At 70.8% G+C, this 19,390-nt stretch carries 14 protein-coding genes and 1 pseudogene; 8 read left to right on the forward strand and 7 right to left on the reverse strand.

Translation table 11 applies throughout. The features are described from left to right. Nucleotides 1–88 precede the first annotated feature (88 nt). Both ACFCZF_RS37060 and ACFCZF_RS37065 read left to right on the forward strand, forming a co-directional pair. Nucleotides 89–400, forward strand: a pseudogene (locus ACFCZF_RS37060) (integrase core domain-containing protein); the annotation flags it as partial. A gap of 111 nt (nucleotides 401–511) precedes the next feature. Continuing rightward, nucleotides 512–802 carry a hypothetical protein gene (locus tag ACFCZF_RS37065; protein WP_376675400.1) on the forward strand — a complete coding sequence of 97 codons (291 nt, stop codon included), beginning with the start codon at nucleotides 512–514 and terminating at the stop codon, nucleotides 800–802. A gap of 120 nt (nucleotides 803–922) precedes the next feature. On the opposite strand, the gene ACFCZF_RS37070 is transcribed toward ACFCZF_RS37065, so the two are convergent. Together ACFCZF_RS37070 and ACFCZF_RS37075 are read right to left on the reverse strand one after the other, a co-directional pair. Further along, nucleotides 923–1,438, reverse strand: a complete 516-nt coding sequence (locus tag ACFCZF_RS37070; protein ID WP_376675401.1) for a hypothetical protein — start codon at nucleotides 1,436–1,438, stop codon at nucleotides 923–925. Nucleotides 1,439–1,511: 73 nt separating this feature from the next. Beyond that, the gene (locus tag ACFCZF_RS37075; protein ID WP_376675402.1) at nucleotides 1,512–2,885 is read right to left on the reverse strand and encodes a hypothetical protein; all 1,374 of its coding nucleotides are present in this window, start codon (nucleotides 2,883–2,885) and stop codon (nucleotides 1,512–1,514) included. A gap of 334 nt (nucleotides 2,886–3,219) precedes the next feature. Here ACFCZF_RS37075 and ACFCZF_RS37080 point away from each other — a divergent pair, with 334 nt between their 5' ends. Then, complete coding sequence (locus tag ACFCZF_RS37080) at nucleotides 3,220–5,610, forward strand: UvrD-helicase domain-containing protein (protein WP_376675403.1); 2,391 nt, start codon at nucleotides 3,220–3,222, stop codon at nucleotides 5,608–5,610. Nucleotides 5,611–5,765: 155 nt separating this feature from the next. Here ACFCZF_RS37080 and ACFCZF_RS37085 read toward each other — a convergent pair whose 3' ends face one another. The 5 genes from ACFCZF_RS37085 to ACFCZF_RS37105 form a co-directional block, all read right to left on the reverse strand. Then, a complete protein-coding gene (locus tag ACFCZF_RS37085; protein WP_376675404.1) occupies nucleotides 5,766–7,271 on the reverse strand; it encodes a hypothetical protein in 1,506 nt (501 codons plus the stop codon). Continuing rightward, nucleotides 7,272–7,613, reverse strand: a complete 342-nt coding sequence (locus ACFCZF_RS37090; protein WP_376675405.1) for a hypothetical protein — start codon at nucleotides 7,611–7,613, stop codon at nucleotides 7,272–7,274. Nucleotides 7,614–7,743: 130 nt separating this feature from the next. Beyond that, the gene (locus ACFCZF_RS37095; RefSeq protein WP_376675406.1) at nucleotides 7,744–8,013 is read right to left on the reverse strand and encodes a hypothetical protein; all 270 of its coding nucleotides are present in this window, start codon (nucleotides 8,011–8,013) and stop codon (nucleotides 7,744–7,746) included. A 136-nt stretch (nucleotides 8,014–8,149) separates the two neighbouring features. After that, the gene (locus ACFCZF_RS37100; RefSeq protein WP_376675407.1) at nucleotides 8,150–9,790 is read right to left on the reverse strand and encodes a hypothetical protein; all 1,641 of its coding nucleotides are present in this window, start codon (nucleotides 9,788–9,790) and stop codon (nucleotides 8,150–8,152) included. A 448-nt stretch (nucleotides 9,791–10,238) separates the two neighbouring features. Beyond that, entirely contained in the window at nucleotides 10,239–10,388 is a 150-nt protein-coding gene (locus ACFCZF_RS37105) for a hypothetical protein (protein ID WP_376675408.1), read from the reverse strand. 275 nt (nucleotides 10,389–10,663) lie between these two features. On the opposite strand from ACFCZF_RS37105, the gene tap reads away from it, so the two are divergent. The 5 genes from tap (at nucleotide 10,664) to ACFCZF_RS37130 (ending at nucleotide 19,308) form a co-directional block, all read left to right on the forward strand. Next, nucleotides 10,664–12,778 carry a telomere-associated protein Tap gene (tap, locus tag ACFCZF_RS37110; RefSeq protein WP_376675409.1) on the forward strand — a complete coding sequence of 705 codons (2,115 nt, stop codon included), beginning with the start codon at nucleotides 10,664–10,666 and terminating at the stop codon, nucleotides 12,776–12,778. Nucleotides 12,779–12,966: 188 nt separating this feature from the next. Then, nucleotides 12,967–13,749, forward strand: a complete 783-nt coding sequence (locus ACFCZF_RS37115) for a TnsA-like heteromeric transposase endonuclease subunit (protein WP_376675410.1) — start codon at nucleotides 12,967–12,969, stop codon at nucleotides 13,747–13,749. Beyond that, a complete protein-coding gene (locus ACFCZF_RS37120) occupies nucleotides 13,746–15,875 on the forward strand; it encodes a helix-turn-helix domain-containing protein (RefSeq protein ID WP_376675411.1) in 2,130 nt (709 codons plus the stop codon). Before ACFCZF_RS37115 ends, ACFCZF_RS37120 begins: the two co-directional genes overlap by 4 nt. Continuing rightward, nucleotides 15,872–17,002 carry an AAA family ATPase gene (locus ACFCZF_RS37125; protein WP_376675412.1) on the forward strand — a complete coding sequence of 377 codons (1,131 nt, stop codon included), beginning with the start codon at nucleotides 15,872–15,874 and terminating at the stop codon, nucleotides 17,000–17,002. Before ACFCZF_RS37120 ends, ACFCZF_RS37125 begins: the two co-directional genes overlap by 4 nt. Beyond that, nucleotides 16,999–19,308 (forward strand): TniQ family protein, encoded by a 2,310-nt coding sequence (locus tag ACFCZF_RS37130; RefSeq protein ID WP_376675413.1) that lies wholly within the window; start codon nucleotides 16,999–17,001, stop codon nucleotides 19,306–19,308. Before ACFCZF_RS37125 ends, ACFCZF_RS37130 begins: the two co-directional genes overlap by 4 nt. Nucleotides 19,309–19,390: the final 82 nt, after the last annotated feature.

Genomic DNA, 19,390 nt, shown 5'->3' on the forward strand with positions numbered 1-19,390 from the left:
ACCCTCGGCTGGCGGACACCCGCCGAGGTCTTCGAAGAGCAGCTACGCTCGCTACAACAGCCCGGTGTTGCAACGACTGGTTGAACTCGCCCAGTACACGTCTTTCGCGTTCACCGCGCACCTTCTTGAGGCCGGCATCGACGCCTCGATCGGTAGCGTCGGCGACGCCCTGGACAACGCGCTCATGGAGTCCCAGATCGGCCTCTACAAGACGGAACTGATCAAGCCCCGCAGGCCCTGGCACGGCCTGGCCGACGTCGAGCTCGCCACCGCGGAATGGGTCGACTGGTTCAACAACCAGCGTCTTCACACAGCGATCAGAGACATCCCGCCTCACGAACACGAGAGCAACTACTACGCTCAACACCAGCCCCGACAGGCAGCTGGGGTCAACGCATAGAGCCTCCACCGATCCCGGAGCGGTTCATCGCGCTCCCTACAATGAGTCGGGATGGCGGTCGGATTCGCCATCGCTCAAAGCCATGTCAGGGAGCTGTCGTAGCCTGGGCGGATGGTGTTGAGCAACGATGAACGCGAGCTGTTGAAGCTGGTTGTGCAGGCTGGCAGGCCGGTGTGGATGTCCGAGTACTTCCCGGTGCTGAATCCGGCCGAGCCCGGCATGGATGAGAATCATCCCGGCCATGAGGCGTGGACCGAGCGGCAGATGGCGTGGTACGGGGTCTCGATCAGTCTGTGGAAGCGGGGCCTGGTCCGTGTCGTGGCGCCGGCCGACGGCAGCCGCGGCGACCTGGTCGAGCCCACCGGCGAAGGACGTGCCGCTTTGGCCGCTGCGGGCGCGTGAGCCGCACGGCGGCGTGCTGCAGCCCAGGAAGCGGCCGGGGGCGCCTACCGGATCGTGCTGACGACGAAGCTCTGTGATCCCTGGCTTCGCCGTCAGCCCGGCGCATCGGGCGGCGTTCCGTTACTGCGGCAGCGTGTGGCCGATGCGGTCCTTCCACAGGGTGCGGGCGTGGCCGAGGTGGAGCAGGGCGATGTACCACCACAGGTCTGCCTGGGTGCCGTCGCCCGTGCGGGTCAGGGTGGTGCGGTGCGCGGCGCTTTGGGCTTCCTGCAGCGCGCAGTTCACGCTCCACCATTCGGCCGCGGTGCCGTCTACCGACCGGATGCTGCCGCGGGTGGCCTCACCGGCGGCTTCCCACAGGGCCTGCAGGGTGTAGCGCAGGGACCGTTCCTCCAGCGTGGTCACGTCGGCGTGCGGGAGGGTGGGGTCGATGACGACGCGGCCCCAGGCGTTGACGTGCTCAGCGATCAGCGCGAGCGTGACGGGACGCGGCGGGACCGGGGGAACGTGCACCGTCGTCCCGCCGGCGGCGGGCGCGTGCGGTGCGGGGTCGAGCAGGCCGGCTTGGACCAGCAGCCGGGCGGTGGCCGCACAGGTGTCCTCGCGGTGGTGGAAGGGGCAGTGTTCGGGCTGCATCGGCTCCTTCTTCTCGTGGGGGAGCGCGCCATGCTAGCCCCCGCCCGGGGCGCGGCCGACCCGAGCGACCCGGCTATCGGTCGAGGGCGGTGATCCCGGCTTCGAGGGCCTTTTGGGTGCCCAGTGCGATGCTGCCGGGTGCGCCGATGCGGGCCAGGGCGTCCCACTGCGCGGGGGTGACCATCGCGTGGACCTGGGTGTCCTCCAGCGGGCCGACGGAGCCGTCGGGACGTGCGCCGAACTCGGTGGTGCGGCCGGTCCACATCTCGGTGAGCTGTTCGAGCATGCGCTGGTGCCATTCTTCGGGCAGGGGCCCGGGTTTCTCGGCGGCTGCCTGGGCGATCACGTGTGCGGCGGCGCCGGAGGGCAGGGCGCCCAGTTCGCGGACGATGAGTGCGAGGCGCTTGGCGAGTCCGTCGAGGGTGGCCGCGTACGTGTCGCTGCCGCTGTACAGCGTGCCGTGCACGTCCCGGTGCATGTCGTCGCTGATGCACTCGGCCGCGACGTCCTCGATGGGACGCTGCTGGATCTCGGCCGCGCGGCGCAGGCGCCTGGCGCTCTGGCAGGTCAGGCGGACGGTCACGGTCAGTTCGGCGTGCTCGCCCGCGGCGTCGTCGGCGGGGTGTGGTGCGGGGGTGTCCATGGGCGCTGACCGTAGTACCCGGCCGCCCGGGATCGCAGCGCGTTCCACCTGTGCAGAGGGCTCGGCGTGCTCGGCGGTCACCGTCCTTGCGCCGGGATCGGGCACGTCGGGTGGGGCGGGGGTGTCCGCCTGAGGGCTTGGGAGGAGGTGGTCGAGCCAGTCGCGGGCGGCCCGTGCGGCGCGGCGGATCACCTGCTCGTCGGCTCCGACGCGGGTGGTTACCCCGATGGTCCGGTTGATGCGGGCGTTGACGTCGCGGTGTGTGGTGCCGGTGGCCGCGACGAGTTGGCTCACCATCGCGGTCAGCCGCATGCGCGGGTCGGGCCCGGTGTCGATCTCATCGTCCCAGACCGCGTCCGGCTCTTGGTCGATCTCCGATTCGAACGCCGCGCACCGGCCGCAGAAGTCGAAGATGCTATCGACTTCGGCCTTGCCGCAGGCCAGGCACACGTAGCCGTCGCAGGTCGCGCACAGGCTGGAGGCGCTGTCGGCTTCGCGGCCCCAGGCGCGTTCCTGGGAGATGCACTGGCCGGTGCACGGCCGTGGGACGTAGTCCGCCACGGCCGGGGCCGGCTGCGCCTGTTCGCCCCGCTCTTCGCGTGCGGCCAGCTCCTGTGCCCGGCGGGCTGCGTACTCGGCGTTTGCCCGGGCGCGGGCTTCCTGGCAGGCAGTCCATTCTGTCGGCGTGAGGTGGCTGGCGCACGCCACCACGGGGGCGGGGAGGTCGTCGTAGCGGGGCCACTCAGCGGCCTCGCGGCGGCATGGGCGCCGGGTCGACTTGGCCCGGCGGGTACACGTCGGCATCGAGCGCCTCCCAATCTGATCACACGGCCGGGCAGCAGCGCGGTGCCGGCCGGTTCCCCAACCTGCGGCAGCATAGAAACCGGGACTGACAACTCCTGCCGGATTCAGGGAAGTTCGTCGTCTTGCTTGCGTCGACGCGGGTGGATCGCCAGGAGGGCGGGGGAGCGGAAACCGGCAGCGCACAGGCTCGCGGTGCAGCCCTGCAGACTCCGCCCGGGTTCGGCCGGAAATGGCTACCGAACGTATGACTGTATTGACGGTTGGTCATCGGCTGTTGAAGCCTCTGGGGTTGCGGTACATGAAGCCGCGCTTTCCCAGAGAGGAAATCATGGCCATGGAGCCGACGAAGGAGCAGCAGGCTGCCCGTGAGGTGTTCGCCTCCGGCCGGGACCTGGCCCTGGTCGCCGGGGCGGGGACGGGCAAGACGTCCACGCTGATCCTGATGGGCGCCGCGACCCGCAAACGCGGGCTGTACGTGGCGTTCAACCGGGCGATCGCCGACGACGCCCGCGCACGCTTCGGGCCGAACGTCGAGTGCCGTACCGCGCACTCCCTGGCCTTCCGCGCCGTCGGCCACCACTACCGCGAGCGTCTGGACGCCTCGGCGAGGATCCCCGCCAAGCACACCGCCCGCCTGCTCGGCATCACCCGCGACCTTGACGTGGGCTCCCGCCAGATCAAGGTCACTCACGCCGCTCGCTTGGTGATGGGCATGGTCCGCAAGTTCTGCTACACCACCGACCGGCAGGTCATGGCCCGCCACATGGAGCCGGTCAACGGCCTCGACGGCCCCGGCCAGGACTGTCTCGCCCGCACCCTGCTGCCCTACGCGCATCGTGCGTGGGAGGACATCTGCTCGCCCGCGGGCAGGCTGCGGTTCGAGCACGACCACTACATGAAGCTGTGGGCGATGACCTCCCCGCGGCTCGGGGCGGACTTCGTCCTGCTGGACGAGGCGCAGGACACCAACCCGGTGCTGGAGGAGGTCTTCCTTGCCCAGGACGCGCAGCGGGTGTGTGTGGGGGACCCGGCCCAGCAGATCTACGGCTGGCGCAACGCGCGCGATGTGATGACCGGCTTCCCGGCCGAGCAGCTGCGCCTGACCCAGTCCTTCCGCTTCGGCCCGGCCATCGCCGAGGTGGCCAACCGGTGGCTGGGTCACGCCGAGTCGGAGATGCAGCTGACCGGCCACGGCCCCGGCTCCCGCGTGGGCGAGGTGGCGCAGCCCGAGGCGGTGCTGTGCCGGGGCAACGTGGACGCGATGAGCGAGGTCCTGTCCTACCTGGAGCTCGGCATCCCGGTGGCGCTGACCGGCGGGGGCAGCGCGCTGCAGCGCATCGCCAGGGCCGCACTCGAGCTCAAAGCCGGGCAGCGCACCAGCCACCCGGAGCTGTTCTTGTTCTCCTCCTGGGGTGAGGTGCAGGAGTACGCCGAGCAGGACAAGGCCGGCCAGGACCTCAAAGCGATCGTGCAGCTGGTCGACACCTACGGCCCCGACCAGATCATCGCCGCGGTGGACCGCCTGTCCCCACAGGAGAAGGCGCAGGTCACCGTCTCCACCGCGCACAAGGCCAAGGGACGGGAGTGGCCGTCGGTACGCATCGGCAAGGGCTTCATGGCCCCGTCGGTGGACGACCACGGTCTGCAGCGCGCGCTGAACGCGAGCGAGGCCCGCCTGATCTACGTCGCGGTCACCCGCGCCCGCCACCTGCTGGACACCGAGGGCATCGCCTGGATCGACGCGTACGAAAAGACCATGGCCGACGTCGGCCGGGACGGCACGGTGGCCGGGCGGCCGATGATCGAGCTGTCCTTGACGGGGCAGCTGAAGTACGACTCCTCACCGATCTCGCAGTTCATGGCCGCCCACCTCCCGTACAGCCAGAACCTGGTGGGCGACTATCAGGCGCGCATCGCCGGCCTGGCGCACCCGGTTCAGCCGATCGACGTGCAGTACCCGAACTGGTCGGCCCTCGGGCACGCCATCGACTACCGCCTGCGCCTCAGCCTCGGCGGGCGGCTCGGACTGGCCGCCTGCGCCGGTGTCATGCTCCTTGACGAGAGGGGACCGCTGCGCGGAGCACCGGCGCGTGGGGCCCGAGGGGCCCTGCACACGGCGGGCCGGGAGCTGCTGGCCGCCGTCGACAGCTACCTCGCTGACCCCTCCAGCCTGGAGGAGAACGCGCTCATCCGGCTGTGCTTCGTTGCCGGCTTCTTCGAGGACATCGCCCGCACCGGTGAGATCCGCCGCTTCAGCATGCTCACCACTGCCACCCCCGCCACGACCCTGGACGACCTCTCCGCGGCGGTCCCCGAGTACGTTGTGACCGATATCGGCCAGCAGATGCGGCTCGCCGAGGGTCCGTTCGCCGCCTTCCGGGCCCTGCCGCAAAGGGCCCGCGTGTGCGGTCCGGTCTTCGCCGGCAGCGGCGACATCGGCGGCGCCGACGCCGACTACATCCTCGGCGGTCTCCTGCTGGACTGCAAGGCCACCAAGGACCCCCGCCGCCTGGGCCGCGAGGAGATCTATCAGCTCGCCGGATACCTCCTGCTGGACTACGACGACCAGTTCGGCATCGACCAGGTGGGCCTGTACCTCTCCCGCCAGGGCGGCCTGATCACCTGGGATGCCGCCGACTTCCTGTGTCGGCTCGGCGCGGGCGCTCCTCTATCGCAACTGCGCGCACAGCTGCGCCGGCACCTGCACGAGGCAGCCCGCCGCTGAAGCCACCGCGGGCTGCTCCGGCACCCGGTCACGTGGGCGAAGCCTGGTACCAGTTGAAAGGCCGGCTGGAGGCCGCTGATGGCGTCGGCCGTCCGGGCGTGGCGACGGGTGCTGGCCGCCCTGGGCTCTTGTGCGAACGTGCAGGGCGCAGGCGATCAGTTGTCGCGGCGCGGGGCGTGGTCGAAGAACCGGTTGTCGGTGTCGATGCGGATTTCTCGCACGCCGGGATAGGGGCGGGGGAGGGGGCCGTTGGTGGCGGCGATGATCTGGCAGGCGTAGCCGTCGGGGGAGGGGTCGTCGGCGATGTCGATGAGCGTGTCGATCAGGCGCAGGCCGGTGGCGTGGTCCAGGCCCTGTGCTCCGAGGCCGGCCAGCGGTGAGTCGATGATCATCAGCGGCGGCACTCGGACGCCGCGGTCGACGCGGCCGAGATCGCGCAGGGCCAGCAGCAGCGCGACGTTGGTCGCCACCTTGGGGCTTCCGGCGACCGAGCTCTCGGCGAAGGTCTTGTCGGCTGTGTGCCGTTCCTTGACGCGGGTGGTGAAGTCGGTGGGGTCGATGTGGGCGGTCTCGACTTCGGGGTTGATCTGCTTCAGCCGGGTGAGGAAGAACTCCGACCAGCGGCCGGTGACTTCCTTGCGGCGTACTTCGTGGGCGGTGACTGCGGCGTCCCGGGCGGCCTGTGCCGTCTCCATCTGCTCCTTGGCCGCCCGGATGACCTGTTCCTGGGCGCTGATGTAGTCGGCCGACTCCAGGCGCTCCTTGAGCTGGGCGACGTCGCGGCTCAGGCCGTGGGCTTCCTTCTCGGCCTGTTGCGCGGCCTTGCGAGCGGGCTGGAGATGGCCCTCGTCGTAGGCATCGCGGGCGGTGAGCGCGGCCGCGGCCGCCGCGTCCGCCTCGGCGGCCTGGTCGGCGGCGGCAGCCGATGCCTCCTGAAGGCTCCGCAGTCTGAGCAGGAGCCGGTCCACCTTCGCACGGGCCGCGGCGATCTGCTGCTCGCGCCGGTCTTCGACACCGTCGTGTGGCTGACCGCATTGGCGGCACAGGCCCGGCTCCCGGTCGGGGAGGGGCTGTCCGCAGCAGGTGCAGTCCTGCTGCGTGGGCTGGAGCAGGGTGGCGAGTTCGCCCTCGGCGCGCGCGTGCTCGGCGGTGGCATCGTTCACCTTGGCGTGGGCAGCGACGGCCTGTTTGGCGGTCTTCCTGCGCTGGGCTTCGGCCGCCTGGTGCAGGGCGACGAGCCGCCCGCGCTCCCCGACGGCGACCTTCAGTGCCGCGTCGGCCTTCTGCCACCGCTGCGCCGCCGCGCGGTGCTCGCGCTGTTTCTGCTCGTACGCGGCGCGGACGCTGGCCGGATCGGCCAGAGCGCCGCTGTCCCGCAGCTTCTTGAACGCCGCCAGAGCAGACCTTGCCGCCCGGTACCGGGACGTGGCTTCCGAAGCGTTCTTCTCCAGCCCGGCGAGATCCTCGTTCCACAGGCCCAGGAGCACCTCCAGGGCGAGGATTCTCGCCTCGTCCTTCCCTCCGCCGAGGAACTCGGAGGCGATCGTGTTCTGCCGCAGCGCCATGACGGTGCTGTAGAAGTCGTCCAGAGCGACACGCGTGGCCCCGCGGGCCGCTTGGGGCAGGCCGAGCAGGTCCTGGACGAAGGCGCCGGCGGTCATCTATCCGGCTTTCGCGCTTGTCACCGGCAGCAGATGCTCGATCTCGCCGGTGTCGTCGAGGTTCTTCAGGGACACCCGTGCCCGCGGGTTCGATCCGCTGCGGGTGGCCTGCCAGCGGGTTCCGGCAACCCGGAAGACCAGCCGGACTTGCCGGCAGCCGCGGACCTCCGGCATGACGGTTGCCGTGAGGAGGCCCAGCGGGTAGAGAAGCGCTTCCAGCGCGGTGGACTTTCCGGCCTTGGAGTGGCCCACGAGGAAGGTCACCAGGCCCCTGAAGCAGCGGGCGTACCAGACGTCACCCCGCTGGAATTCGAGCCGCTCGATCACAAACGACGGGCCCACTGGGCCTCCTTGGCATCCGATGTTGGTCCACACCGGAAACGACGCTCAGCCGTATGGGTGACGGCCCCGGAGAGCACCTGGCCGGTTGTCTGCCACGCCTGCGATCGGCCACCGGGCCGACGGGGCGACTTCAGCAGTGGTGCGGATCGCCCAGGAGCGGGGCGGGCCGGCCGGGACCGGCTGGGTGGATCTCCAGGCCGCCGTCGGCGTTGATGACGGGACGGCGGCCTGGATAGGTGCGCCGGGCCGTATCGAGGTCCCGTTCGTCGAAATGGCCGGCGAAGACCATCACTCCGTGGATGAGTTCCACCTTCTCGGCCCCCGTCGGCCAGCGCCCACCAGCGCCTCCACGGTCATCGGCGCGGTCGCCGGCGGCAGATCCGGTCCGGGCATAGGTCATACCTCCGATGCGGGGCGTTTGGTGGTCGCCGGCCCGAGCAGATCCCATGCGCGCCGGGCGGTCCCGATGCCGCTGCTCCGTGCGCGCACCCGGGGCGGCGGTACGCGAGGCCCTTTGGCACGGTGGGTGGGGCGTGTTACAGCAGCCCTGACAGCGGCAGGACGCGCTCGGTGAGCTGTCCGCGCAGTCGTCCCCCAGCGGTGTCGGCTTCGGTGAGCCAGTCGGCCACGACCAGCAGTTCGGCGTGCTCGGCAACCTGGCCGGGTGACAAGGCGCAGAACGCCGCGGCCCGGTCCAGGTCCAGCCCGCCGTCCTCGGCGTGTCCGAGGCGGCCGTCGGGGCGGGTGTGGGCGGCGGTGTACAGGGCGAGGAGCCGGGTGGCGGCGCCTGCCTTCTTCTTGCGGATCTTCCGGTCACCTACGACTTTCTGGGCCCAGCCGGAGATCCTCGCGCGGGTGGTCTTGCCGAAGGCGAACGGGCGGGGCCGCTCGGGCAGCAGGGTGGGAACGGTGATGGCGGTGGGGTCCTCGGACCGGGAGGCCATCACGTCGGCGGCATTGCCGGGCAGGCGCAGCCAGTGGGCCGTGACCAGTTGCTGAAGTACCCGTTCGGCATCGCCTTGGAGCCAGCCGGTGAGGTCCTGGCCGGTGATGTTCCCGGTGCCGGCGCGGGCGGCCCGCAGGGTGAGCATGAGTACCGCCAGGCGCACCTCGGCCTCCGGGTGCGGGGCGTGGATGGCGGCGTAGTCCAGCACGGTGCGGGCGTGCACGGCCTGTTGTCGGGTCAGCAGCCGTTCCACCACGGGCCCGTCCCCGCTCACCGTGTCGCCAGCCTGGCCGCCGCGGTTGGCGTGCATCTCGCGGGTGGTCTGCGCGGCTTTCTGGGCGCGCTTGGCCTCGTGGCGCAGGGAGCCGTCGCCGTTCACGTCGGCCCACAGGGCGAACGCGCGGGCCTTGCGCTCGTGGAGCTCGGCCAGGAGGACGAGGTCGGGTTCGGGGCGCTGCTGGTAGGCGCGGAACGCGTCCCCGAGTTCGATGAGCTCCAGGCGCAGGACGTCGGGTTCAAGGTCGTGCGGCACGGTCCGCTGCGCGATCTTCCCCCACTGCTTCGCCCGCCGGGATGCTGGGGCCGGTGAGCTGGTGCGGGCGCGGGGGAGCGCAGCCGGCCCGGTAGCCGAAGTCGCGTCGGCGGCGAGGGAGGGGGCGTGGTCGGAGAACACCGCCGCTGCGCCGTCGCGCACCGTGCCGTCTGCGGGTTCCGGCTTCATGCCCGGTTTGCACAATGCCTGACCTGCCCCGGCCGGGGCGGTGCGGGACGCGGGCGGGGCGGTGTCCAGGACACGGCAGTCGGAGGTGGCGGCCGCGCACCGCGCGCACATCTCCGCGATCCGCCACAGCCTTCCGGCACGGTCTGCGTACACAGTCAGGACCACCGGGCCGCCGCACCGCACGGCCCCCGCCGCCGGGTTTGCCCCGCCCCGCCGTACGGCAGTGGGGTCGGGGTTGTGCCACGCGCAGTCGGCGGCGCGGCAGGCGCACCATGCCTCGCCGCGCGGCCCTCCGCCGTCGCGGATGCGGGCCAGGTGTGTGTTGACGTGGCCGATCGCGGCCTTGCGCCCCGCAGTGGCGCTGCCGTGGACGCGCTGCTCGGCGCAGGCCGGGCGGGAGCAGGAGAGTTTCACCGCGCCGGCGGAAGGGCGGCCGTGAGGGTCCAGGCGCACCGTCCATACCCGTCCCGCGACGCGCTCCTCCTGCCGTGCGCCGGCCTCCATCGCCATGCGTACTCCCTTGATCCGTTGTCCCGGGCGGTCTCCATCATCGGGGACGCCGGCCGATCAGCCGCCGAGGAACAGGCGTTTCACCCGCCCCAGTCGACCTCGCGCCGCTCGCCGACAGTCTCAGCGGCTGTGCGAGCTCCTGCCGCATGAGACCTGTGCCCTGTGCCCGGCGCACGGCCTGGTCGACTGCGACCCGCACGTCCCGGTCGAGCGCCGGCCCAGTCGCCGACGCCATCGCCGCCAAGAAGACCGGCTGCTTCTTCCAGCCGCGCTGCACCCGGCCGCGTCAGTGATCCTGGCCGAGCGTGCCGGTAGTGATCCTGGCCGAGCGTGCCGGTGTCAGCGCCACGCTCCTCTCGCTGAACCCGCGCGAGTGCATCGGCACAGATGCGAGCGCCCTCGACCCCAGGGAATGACGTCCGTCAGGAGGAGAGACCCGGGCGCCGGATCACCTCGCACCCCACGTCTTGCTCTCGCCGAACACGCGGCGGTACGCCTCGTCGTGCGGGACGCCGGTGTCCTCGCCGCCGGCCTGGCGGGTGCGGTAGGCGGCCAGAGCTCGCAGTTCCTGCAGCTCCAAAGTGTCGGTCTCCGTCATGGGTGCCACCCTACGAAAACCGGCTCGGCGTGGCGCTCATGCCGCGGCATCGCCCTGCGCTTGGGCGCGCTGCACGGGTACGCTGACCGGGAAGACCCTGGACTCGTCCCTGGTAGCCCCGGCAGGGGCAGGCCACACGACCAGGGTTCAGACTTCGCGAAGGCCGCCCGGCATCTGCCGGGCGGCCTTCGCGCGTTTCAACCCCTCTCCCATTGCATTCGATCGGGTTAAATAAATGAGTTAAACGAGAGGGCAAGTGCTGTTAGTGTTCTGGCATGGCAACTACCGAGGAAGAGCTGTTCGCCAGCGTGGACGCGCTGCTGGAGGAGGAGCCGCAGCTCCCGCCCCCGGCGGAACGCGCCCGTCTGCGTGAGGCCGCCGGCATCACGCAGGCCCGGCTCGCGCAGGCCCTGGAGTTGAAGTCGACGCAGAGCATCAAGAACTGGGAGAACGGCCGGAGCGAGCCGACCGGGCCGCGCCTGAAGGCGTACCAGCGGCTACTGAACGGGTGGGCGGCGAAGTACCCCGCCCACGGCACTCCCGCCGCCGTGCTCGCCCCGGCCCCGATGGCCGTGCCGCAGCCGCAGGTGCCGGAGACGTTCACCGGACCGGCTACCCCCGAGGCCACCGAGCCGAAGACCGCCGCGCCCGTCCAGGCCCCGGCAGTCCAGCCCGCACCAGAGCGTCCCGCCCGCCCGGCGACGTCGCGCCGCCCGGCGGCGAAGAAGGCCGCCCCCGCGCCGGACCCGCGATTCCCGCACGGCCCGCTCGCGGTGCTGGACGGTGACGGCTGCGCGTACGGCGTCGACGGCATCGTGCTGGACTGTCCGGCGACCACGATCCCGGAGCTGGTGGAGTGGACGCTGCGCGAATCCGGCCTCGGTGCGCCGAAGCTCAACCGCTACGGCAAGGACTCCGACCCGCTGATCGTGCTCACCGCCGCGGCCGCCGTGAAGCTCGGGCTGCCCGAGCGCCTGGAGGGCCACGAGCAGCGCCGCTCCCTGCGCCTGCCGGAGGACCACCCGGTCGTCCAGCAGGTCGCGAAGGCCAAGTGGCAGTTGACGCAGCGCGGGTTCGGCCCCTGGGCCCGTATCTACCGCAAGGCGCAGGGGCGTGAGCGGCAGTGCGTGCAGCTTGCGGTCCTGTCGTGGGACGCCCTCGATGAGCGGTCCTGGCCCGGCGTCTCCGAGATGGGGCCGGCCGACATCGCGCGCGTCCTCGGGGTGTACGCCCAGCGGGTCATCACCCCGCGCGGCTCCACCGCCGTCTCCGGCCTCGAGCTGATGACCGCGCTGCGCCCGCCCACGAAGCCCGAGCGGGACGAAGGGACCGGCAACTGGGTGTCGGCCTACAACCCCGGCAGCTTGGGGACGGAGCCGATGGACCCGGCGCCGCCGGAGGCCACCCCGGAACACCCCGTCGTCGTGAACTCCGGCTGGAGGGGCAGGTTCCTGAACGAGGAGGCGTACCAGTGGGTGCGGTCGGTGGACACGCTCACCGATGAGGAGTGCACGCTGCCGTACGCGGTCGGCCTGGACCTGAACACTGCCTTCCTCGCGGCCGCGGCCCGCTTGGTCGTCGGCCTGTCCGCGCCCGACCACTTCCACGCCCCGAAGTTCAACCCGAAGATCCCCGGGAGCTGGCTGGTCGACCTCTCCCACGTAGAGCTGGACCCGCGCCTGCCGTCGCCGTTCACGCCGGACGGCAGCCGTCCGACGGGCCCGGCCTGGTACCAGACGCACACTGTCGCCTACGCCCAGGAGCTCGGCTCCGACGTCCACCCGATCGAGGCGTACCTGCGCCGTGAGACCGGCGCGTACCTGGACCCGTGGCACGACCGGCTCAAGACGGCGTACGTCGACATCCTCGCCGACCTCGGCGTCACCAAGGGCCTCTCCGACGCCGAATTCCTGGCGGCAATGGAGCAGCACAAGCAGGTCGATCCGGCCCTGGCCGCCGTCCTGTCCGCCATCAAGGCCACCGTGAAGGGCGGCGTCGGCAAGCTCCGCGAGCGCCCGCAGGGCAAGCACTTCAAGGAGGGGGAGCGGTGGCCGGCCCTTCAGCGGCCGACCTGGCGCCCCGACATCCGCGCCGCCGTCATCAGCAAGGCCCGGGTCAACATGCACCGCAAGCTCAACAACATGGCGAAGATGACCGGCCTGTACCCGCTCGCTGTGCTCTCCGACTGCGTCGTCTACCCCTCGCCCGGCGCCTCCCCGCTCGATTTCCTGCCCTACGCGGCGTCCGGCAAGCCCCAGCCGGGCGGCTTCCGCCTGGGCCCCACGCCGGGCCTGGCGAAGCTGGAGGGCGTCCAGGAGATGGCCTGGGCCGTGGACCTGATGGAGAAGGGTCTCAACCCCGCCCGGCACATCAAGGGCGGCGACGTGTAGGTACTCAGAATCCGCGTCATGTTCTCGCGGGTGATGACCTCTGAATAGCACTTATGACGCGCCACTGAGATCCCTCACTCGGAATGATCACCCTTTCGAGTGATCGAAAGTGCGTGTGACCGTTCGTACTCCAGTGCCTGTGTAACTGTCCTGCGGATCAAGGTCAGTTTCATGAGCACTGGGGGCGGATGGTGGATGTAGAGGTGTGCGTTCGACTCGCCGAGGACGAGGTGCGCGAGGGCCTCGACTGGGAGTCGGTGCCGTTGGAGATGCTGTACGCGGCCGAGCCGTGGCGGACGTTCCGTTGGTACATGGGGCAGAAGCACTACTCGGGTTCCTACTGGTCGAGTACGCAGTCGGACCACGTGATCTACGAGTCGCGGCTGGAGCTCGCGCGCCTGCTCTACGCCGACTTCGACCGGGACGTGACGGCGATCGTGGCCCAGCCCTTCTTGCTGAGAGCCGAGGTGGACGGCGCGTTGCGCCGGCACGTCCCGGACTACCTGATGGCCACCACGGCGGGCCCGCTGGTGGTGGACGTCAAGCCGCAGCTCCGGGTGGCCCGGCCGGAGCACGCGTTCACCTTCGCCTGGACCCGGGAGGCGGTCGAGTCCCGCGGGTGGCGCTACGAGGTATGGAGCGAGCCGCCGGAGGCGGAGCTGGCCAACGTCCGGTTCCTCGCGGGCTACCGCCGCGACTGGCTGTTCGAGCCGGACCCGCCCGAGGAGATACACGACGAGGCGGTGGACGAGGAGCCACCGCCGGAGCCGCTGTTGGACCCGGCGATCCTCGACGACGTACGCGACGGGGTCGTGGCCGGGGACACGCTGGGGGAGGCGTTCGCCTGCCTGCCGGACCGTCCGGCGCCGCTGGTGCGCGCCGCGGTGCTGCATCTGCTGTGGAAGCAGCAGTGGCGGACTGACCTGCGCGTTCCGCTCAGTGCCCGCAGCGTGCTGAGGAGTGCGTCGTGAGCCGGGCCGCAGTGCGCGTGGGCGTGGGGAGTCGCTTCTCCTATGACGGCGAGGTCGTCGAGGTGGTGGAGCTCGCCAGCACGCAGGCCGACGGTGAGGTAGTCCTCAAGGACGGGCGGGGTCGGCTGCTGCGGCTGGCGGTCAAGGAACTGCTGCTCTCTGACCGTGCCCGGATCATTCCGGACGGGCCCGGACCGGCCTCCGACGACCCGCAGGACGTGGCCGCGGTGGTGCTGGACCAGCTGGATACCGCTGAGCGCGAGCGGGTGCTGGAGCGGGCCGCGCACGTGAGGGAGGTGCTCACCGGGTTCCGTAGCGGCAGCGAGGAACTGGCGGCCGCCGGGGAGCCCCGCGCCGCCTACACGGCGGGCGAGCCGTTGGAAAGCCGGTACGCGGCGAAGGCGGCCGAGCTGGGGGTGGCTCCGCGCACGGTCGCGCGGTGGACCTCGGCCTTTCGCCGGGACGGTGAGGCGGGGCTGGTGCCGGCCCGCAGCGGGCCGCGTTCGGGTCACCGGAACGCGGAGGCGTGGTCGGAGGCGGCGTTGGAGGTGATGGTCGAGCACACGGGCCAGTCCAAGCCGTCGCGGAAGATGGTCATCGAGCGGACCCGGGCCCGCATGCTGGCCAGGGGATTTACGGAGGAAGACCTGCCCAGCCGGGCGACGGCCTACCGCCTCCTGGAGGCCCTGGAGCGGCGTCATCCAACGTTCCGGCTGAGTACGAAGCGGAACCGGGACATCGCCGCCCGGCCCGGCGGGGTCTACGGGAAGCTGCGGCCGACCCGGCCGGGTGAGTACCTGCTGATGGACACCAACCGCTTGGACGTGTTCGCCCTGGACCCGGTCACGCTGCAGTGGCTGCAGGCGGAGCTGACCGTGGCGATGGACTGGTACACCCGCTGCATCTGCGGGATCAGGATCACCCCGGTGTCGACGAAGGCGGTGGACGCCAGTGTCGCCCTCTACCAGGCGTTCCGTCCCCGGCCCGCGGAAGCTGACTGGCCGGCGCACGCGGTCTGGCCCGAGCACGGCATCCCAAAGTCGGTCCTGATCGACCGGACCGCGTTGGAGGGACCGATGCGCTCGGCGGCGTCGCCGGCGCTGGTGCCGGAGACGGTGCTGGTCGACCACGGCAAGGTGTTCGTCTCGGAGCATCTGACCAGCGTCTGCCGCCGGTTGGGGATCTCGGTGCAGCCGGCCCGGCTGCGGACGGGCCGGGACAAGGGCCCGCTGGAGAGATTCTTTCTGACCCTGCGCGAGGACCTGCTGCAGGGCCTGCCCGGCTACAAAGGACCCGATCTGCACTCACGCGGCGAGCGCCCGGAGGGGGAGGCGTTCTTCTTCCTCCACGAACTTGAGGCGATCATCCGCGAGTGGGTGGCCTGCGTGTATCACGTGAGGCCACACACCTCTCTGGTCGACCCGGGGGTGCCGGGGCTGCGGATGTCGCCGGCGGCGATGTTCGAGCACGGGCTGCACAGGGCCGGCTATATCGAGGTCCCGCGGGATCCGGACCTGGCGTTTGAGTTCCTGCGGGTTCAGCGGCGGAAGATCCAGCACTACGGCATCGATCTCGACGCGCGCCGCTACAACGGCCCGGCCCTGGACCCCTACCGCGGCATGCTCAGCGATGAGCGGGACGGCAAGTGGCCGATCGGGGTGAACCCGGACGACATCAACACGGTCTACTTCCGGGATCCCGCCGATCGCCGGTGGCACGCGCTGGCCTGGGAGCACGCGCCGGGCCGGGACATGCCGGTGAGCGAGGAAGCGCTGCAGTTCGCGCGCCGCCTGGCCGCGGCCCGGGACCGGTTCCCAGACGACAAGGCCGCGGTCCGGGACCTGTTCGAGCGGTGGAACCTCGGCCTGGGCACCACGTTGGTCGAACGCCGAATGGCGCTGCGGCTCGCCCGGGAACAGGCCGCCCTGGACCTGCCCGAGGCCGAGGAGAGCGTCGCCACGCTGCCGAGCGTGAGGCGCCTGATGGACCTGACCGACGCGGCAGAGCCACAGCCCGCGACCGAGGCCGCACCTGAGGCGGGCGACGACGACGTGGCCGACGACGCCGAGCCGGTCGAGCTGGAAGACGACAGCGACTTCTACACCGATGCCTTGGAGGACGCGTGAACAGCGAGAGCACCTGGACGCCGGGAGATACCCACCGCCTGGACGCGCTGACGCTGTCCCGCAAGGAGGGTTGGGCGGCGTTTGCGGACGCGGCCCCGCGAGTCCAGCCCGAGCTGCTGCCGCGCGGCGACTACTTGGCGCTGGGTGAGCGGGCGCGGGCCGAGTACGACCGGGCCCGGCGACTGTGGCACGCGAACCTCGGCCCGTTGCGCACCCCGCAGCTGGCCGAGCTGCACGAGGACTTGTGGGACATCGTCGACAGCAATCAGCAGGACGGCGACAAGGCCAAGGGCGCCGTCGCGGTGGACGCCTTCCCCGGGCTTGGCAAGACCACCGCGGTGCTGGCCTTCGCCCGGGACTTCCATCGCCGGGAGATCGCCGAGGGCAGTGCGTTCACCGAGGGCGGGCACGAACGGCTTCCGGTCTGCCGGGTGGGTCTGACCGGCAACACCGGGATGAAGGACTTCAACCGGGCGATGCTGGAGTTCTTCGGCCACCCCGGCCGCACCACCGGCACAACGGCCGAGTTCGCCCAGCGCGCCCTGGACTGCGTGCTTTCGTGCGATGTGAAACTCTTGATCGTCGACGATCTGCACTTCCTTCGCTGGAGGGCGAGCGGCGGTGTCGAGGTGAGCAACCACTTCAAGTACATCGCGAACGAGTTCCCGGTCACCCTGCTGTTCGTCGGCGTCGGCCTGGCCGCGCGTGGCCTGTTCTCCGAGGGCGAGACCTACGACAACGCGATCCTGGCCCAGACGGGCCGACGCACGACCCGCCTGGACATGCGGTCCTTCGAGCTCAAGAGCGATCAGGGCCGCGCCGAGTGGCGGCAGCTGCTGCTGGCCCTGGAGAAGCGCCTGGTGCTCAGAGAGAAGCACCAGGGCATGCTCGCCGACGACCTGTTCGAGTACCTCTTCATCCGCTCCAGTGGCCACATCGGGTCGCTGATGACCCTCATCAACCGCGGCTGCCAGCGCGCCGTCCGCACCGGCGCCGAGCATCTCGACGAGGAACTGCTCAGCCGGGTCAAGATCGATCAGGCGGCCCACCTGGCCCAGGACGACGTACGCAATCTCCTGAAGGGCCAGCGCTCCCGACGGCTTCGTCGGAAGGCGGTTCGCCGGTGACGCATGCGCGGACCCTGCCGATCCGCCTCGTTCCGCACCCGGGCGAGGCCATCGACTCCTGGTGGGAGGCGATCGCCCACCGGCTGGGCACCAACACCGGCGACGTTCTGTCCGCGATGGGTCTGCTGCCGCGCAGCCCGTCCAGCCCGGTGAGCTCGGGCATCCTGGGCCACCTCGTCACCCTCCTCGATGAGGACCAGGCGGCGAGAGCCGCCTGGTCCTCCGGCGTCACCCCGGCTGAAGTACAGGCCATGACCCTGGCCCACTACGACCGCCGGGCCCACATGGTCGACGCTGAGCGGCGCCGGGTCGCGGCACGGCATGTCTGGGGACGGGCCCGCGGTTCCCGCTACTGCCCGGCCTGCCTGGCCGACAACGGCGGCCGGTGGAAGCTGAGATGGAGACTCGGCTGGTCCTTTGCCTGTCTTGACCACCACCTCCTGCTGGTCGACACCTGCCCGCGCTGCAGCCGCATGCCGCGACACTTTCCGGCGACCACCCGGCACTTGCTCTCCCCGGGCCGCTGCCACAGCCCTTCAGAGAAGGACGCTCCGTTGGCTCGATGCGGCCAGCCGTTCGAGGAGGTTCCCGCGCTCACGCTCGCCGTGCAGGGACCGGTGATCGCGGCCCAGAAGCTCATCGAGGAGGCAATCTCCCGCGGCCGGGCCGACTTCGGCGTCTACCAGGACCACCCCCAGCCCAGCCTCGCGCTGTTCGGAGACCTTCGGGCGCTGGCCTGCATTCTCCTCCGCCGCGTTCCTGAACGACTGGCGGGCTTCGTCCCGCCGGAGATCCTCGCGCTGCACCAGCAGCCCGTGCCAAAGAAGCGGCGGTCCTTCAACCCCGGTGTCGGCGAGGAGACCCGACCGGGACGTCTGGCCCCGCAGCGGGCTGCAACCGCCGCCCTCGCTGTCAGCGCGGCCCTGCACATCCTCGAGCAAGGCGATGCCCACCGGGCCGGAGCCGCCCTTCGCCACCTGATCCGTGATGCCGACGGCACCATCCCGCTCAAGGTCGGTCTCCGGTGGGCCCACACCAGCCCGGTCTTCGACGCGGTACACCTCGCGACGCTGGCCCCTCGCCTCAGGCACAGTGATCAACTGCGCTATCGCACCGCCGACCGGCTCCCTCGCAGGCCTGGCCCTTCGGCCTCAGCTCGAACCACACAGCGGGCGCACAGGATCCCTACGCAGCTGTGGCCGGCATGGTCCGCGCGGCTGAGCCCTGTGAACGGGGCCCTGTCGCGCACCATCCGCCCGGCCCTGTCGTGCTACCTCCTGCTCATCGGCGGTACGGGAGACTTCACCACAGCAACCCGAGTCCTTCGGTCCCCGGCAGAAGACAGACTCGGTCCCCACCTGGCGCACCGTCTCACGAAGCAGGGGCACTGGAAGGCCATCAGCCTCGGCCTGTCCGCGCTGGCGGACTACCTCGACCATGAGGGATCACCAATCGACTACGACCGCCGCCGCGCGCTGGACTACCGCGACCTGCTGCCCCAGGACACCTGGACACAACTCTGTCGAGACATCGAATTCGAAGCCGGCGGCGTCCGGCGGCACCTATTCGCCCGAGCGCTGCTGTTCGAACGGATCAGCGGCCTGCCGACAACCGTCGCCCCGGCCGCCTACGCGCCCGCCACCACGGAACTGCGGACCATGCTGCGAACCTTCGAAACGGACCTCACCCCCACGCTGGCGAGCCAACTCGAAGAGCACGCCCGCGAGTTCCTCGCCCGGCAGGGCATCCACGACGAGCCCCTCACCTGGCAGCCGCCGACGAACATCATCGAGGGTCTCGACCTGCCAGGGTGCGACCTCGGGGACATCGACCTCGGCATCCTGCACCGCCTCATCCGGGACGAATCCCTGACGACAGCGGGGGCAGCCCGCCGCCTGGGCGTCAGCCATGATGCTGTCCGCTTCGTCCTGCAGGAGCAGCCGGCACCCCCCAAGAGATCCGCGATGTGGGAGAGAGGAGCGACCGTTCGCCGTGCTCGCGCCGCGCTGTCCAGGGACGCGTTCGCCCGCCTTTACCTCGAGGAGTACCGCTCGCTCAAGTGGATCGCGAAGCACGTAGGCGTGAACGAGGAGGCCATCAAGGTCCTGGTCCGCGAGTACGGCATGAGCCGCGAGGGTAAAGCGACCCGCTGGCGCCAGATCGATCTCGACTGGCTCCGCGATCAACGAGCCGCCGGGCGCACCTGCCGCGAGCTCGCCGAGGAGACCGGCTTCTCGCTCGGAATGATCAGCTACCTGGGCCGACGGCATGATCTGCCCGGCCGCCGGCTCGCCCGGAAGGGCTGACCTGTCACGTCACGCGGCGGAGTCGCCGTCGAGCGCCAGCTCAGCACCCCCAGTTCCGGGCGGCGGTGAGGTTCCGTGCGGT

The organism is Streptomyces sp. NPDC056296 (assembly GCF_042268605.1).
Taxonomy (GTDB): domain Bacteria; phylum Actinomycetota; class Actinomycetes; order Streptomycetales; family Streptomycetaceae; genus Streptomyces.

Bases quoted from the DNA above. Each gene is read 5' to 3' on its own strand.
- ACFCZF_RS37065 (WP_376675400.1), top strand. From the start codon at position 512: ATGGTGTTGAGCAACGATGAACGCGAGCTGTTGAAGCTGGTTGTGCAG.
- ACFCZF_RS37070 (WP_376675401.1), bottom strand. From the start codon at position 1,438: ATGCAGCCCGAACACTGCCCCTTCCACCACCGCGAGGACACCTGTGCG.
- ACFCZF_RS37075 (WP_376675402.1), bottom strand. From the start codon at position 2,885: ATGCCGACGTGTACCCGCCGGGCCAAGTCGACCCGGCGCCCATGCCGC.
- ACFCZF_RS37080 (WP_376675403.1), top strand. From the start codon at position 3,220: ATGGAGCCGACGAAGGAGCAGCAGGCTGCCCGTGAGGTGTTCGCCTCC.
- ACFCZF_RS37085 (WP_376675404.1), bottom strand. From the start codon at position 7,271: ATGACCGCCGGCGCCTTCGTCCAGGACCTGCTCGGCCTGCCCCAAGCG.
- ACFCZF_RS37095 (WP_376675406.1), bottom strand. From the start codon at position 8,013: ATGACCTATGCCCGGACCGGATCTGCCGCCGGCGACCGCGCCGATGAC.
- ACFCZF_RS37100 (WP_376675407.1), bottom strand. From the start codon at position 9,790: ATGGCGATGGAGGCCGGCGCACGGCAGGAGGAGCGCGTCGCGGGACGG.
- ACFCZF_RS37105 (WP_376675408.1), bottom strand. From the start codon at position 10,388: ATGACGGAGACCGACACTTTGGAGCTGCAGGAACTGCGAGCTCTGGCC.
- tap (WP_376675409.1), top strand. From the start codon at position 10,664: ATGGCAACTACCGAGGAAGAGCTGTTCGCCAGCGTGGACGCGCTGCTG.
- ACFCZF_RS37115 (WP_376675410.1), top strand. From the start codon at position 12,967: ATGGTGGATGTAGAGGTGTGCGTTCGACTCGCCGAGGACGAGGTGCGC.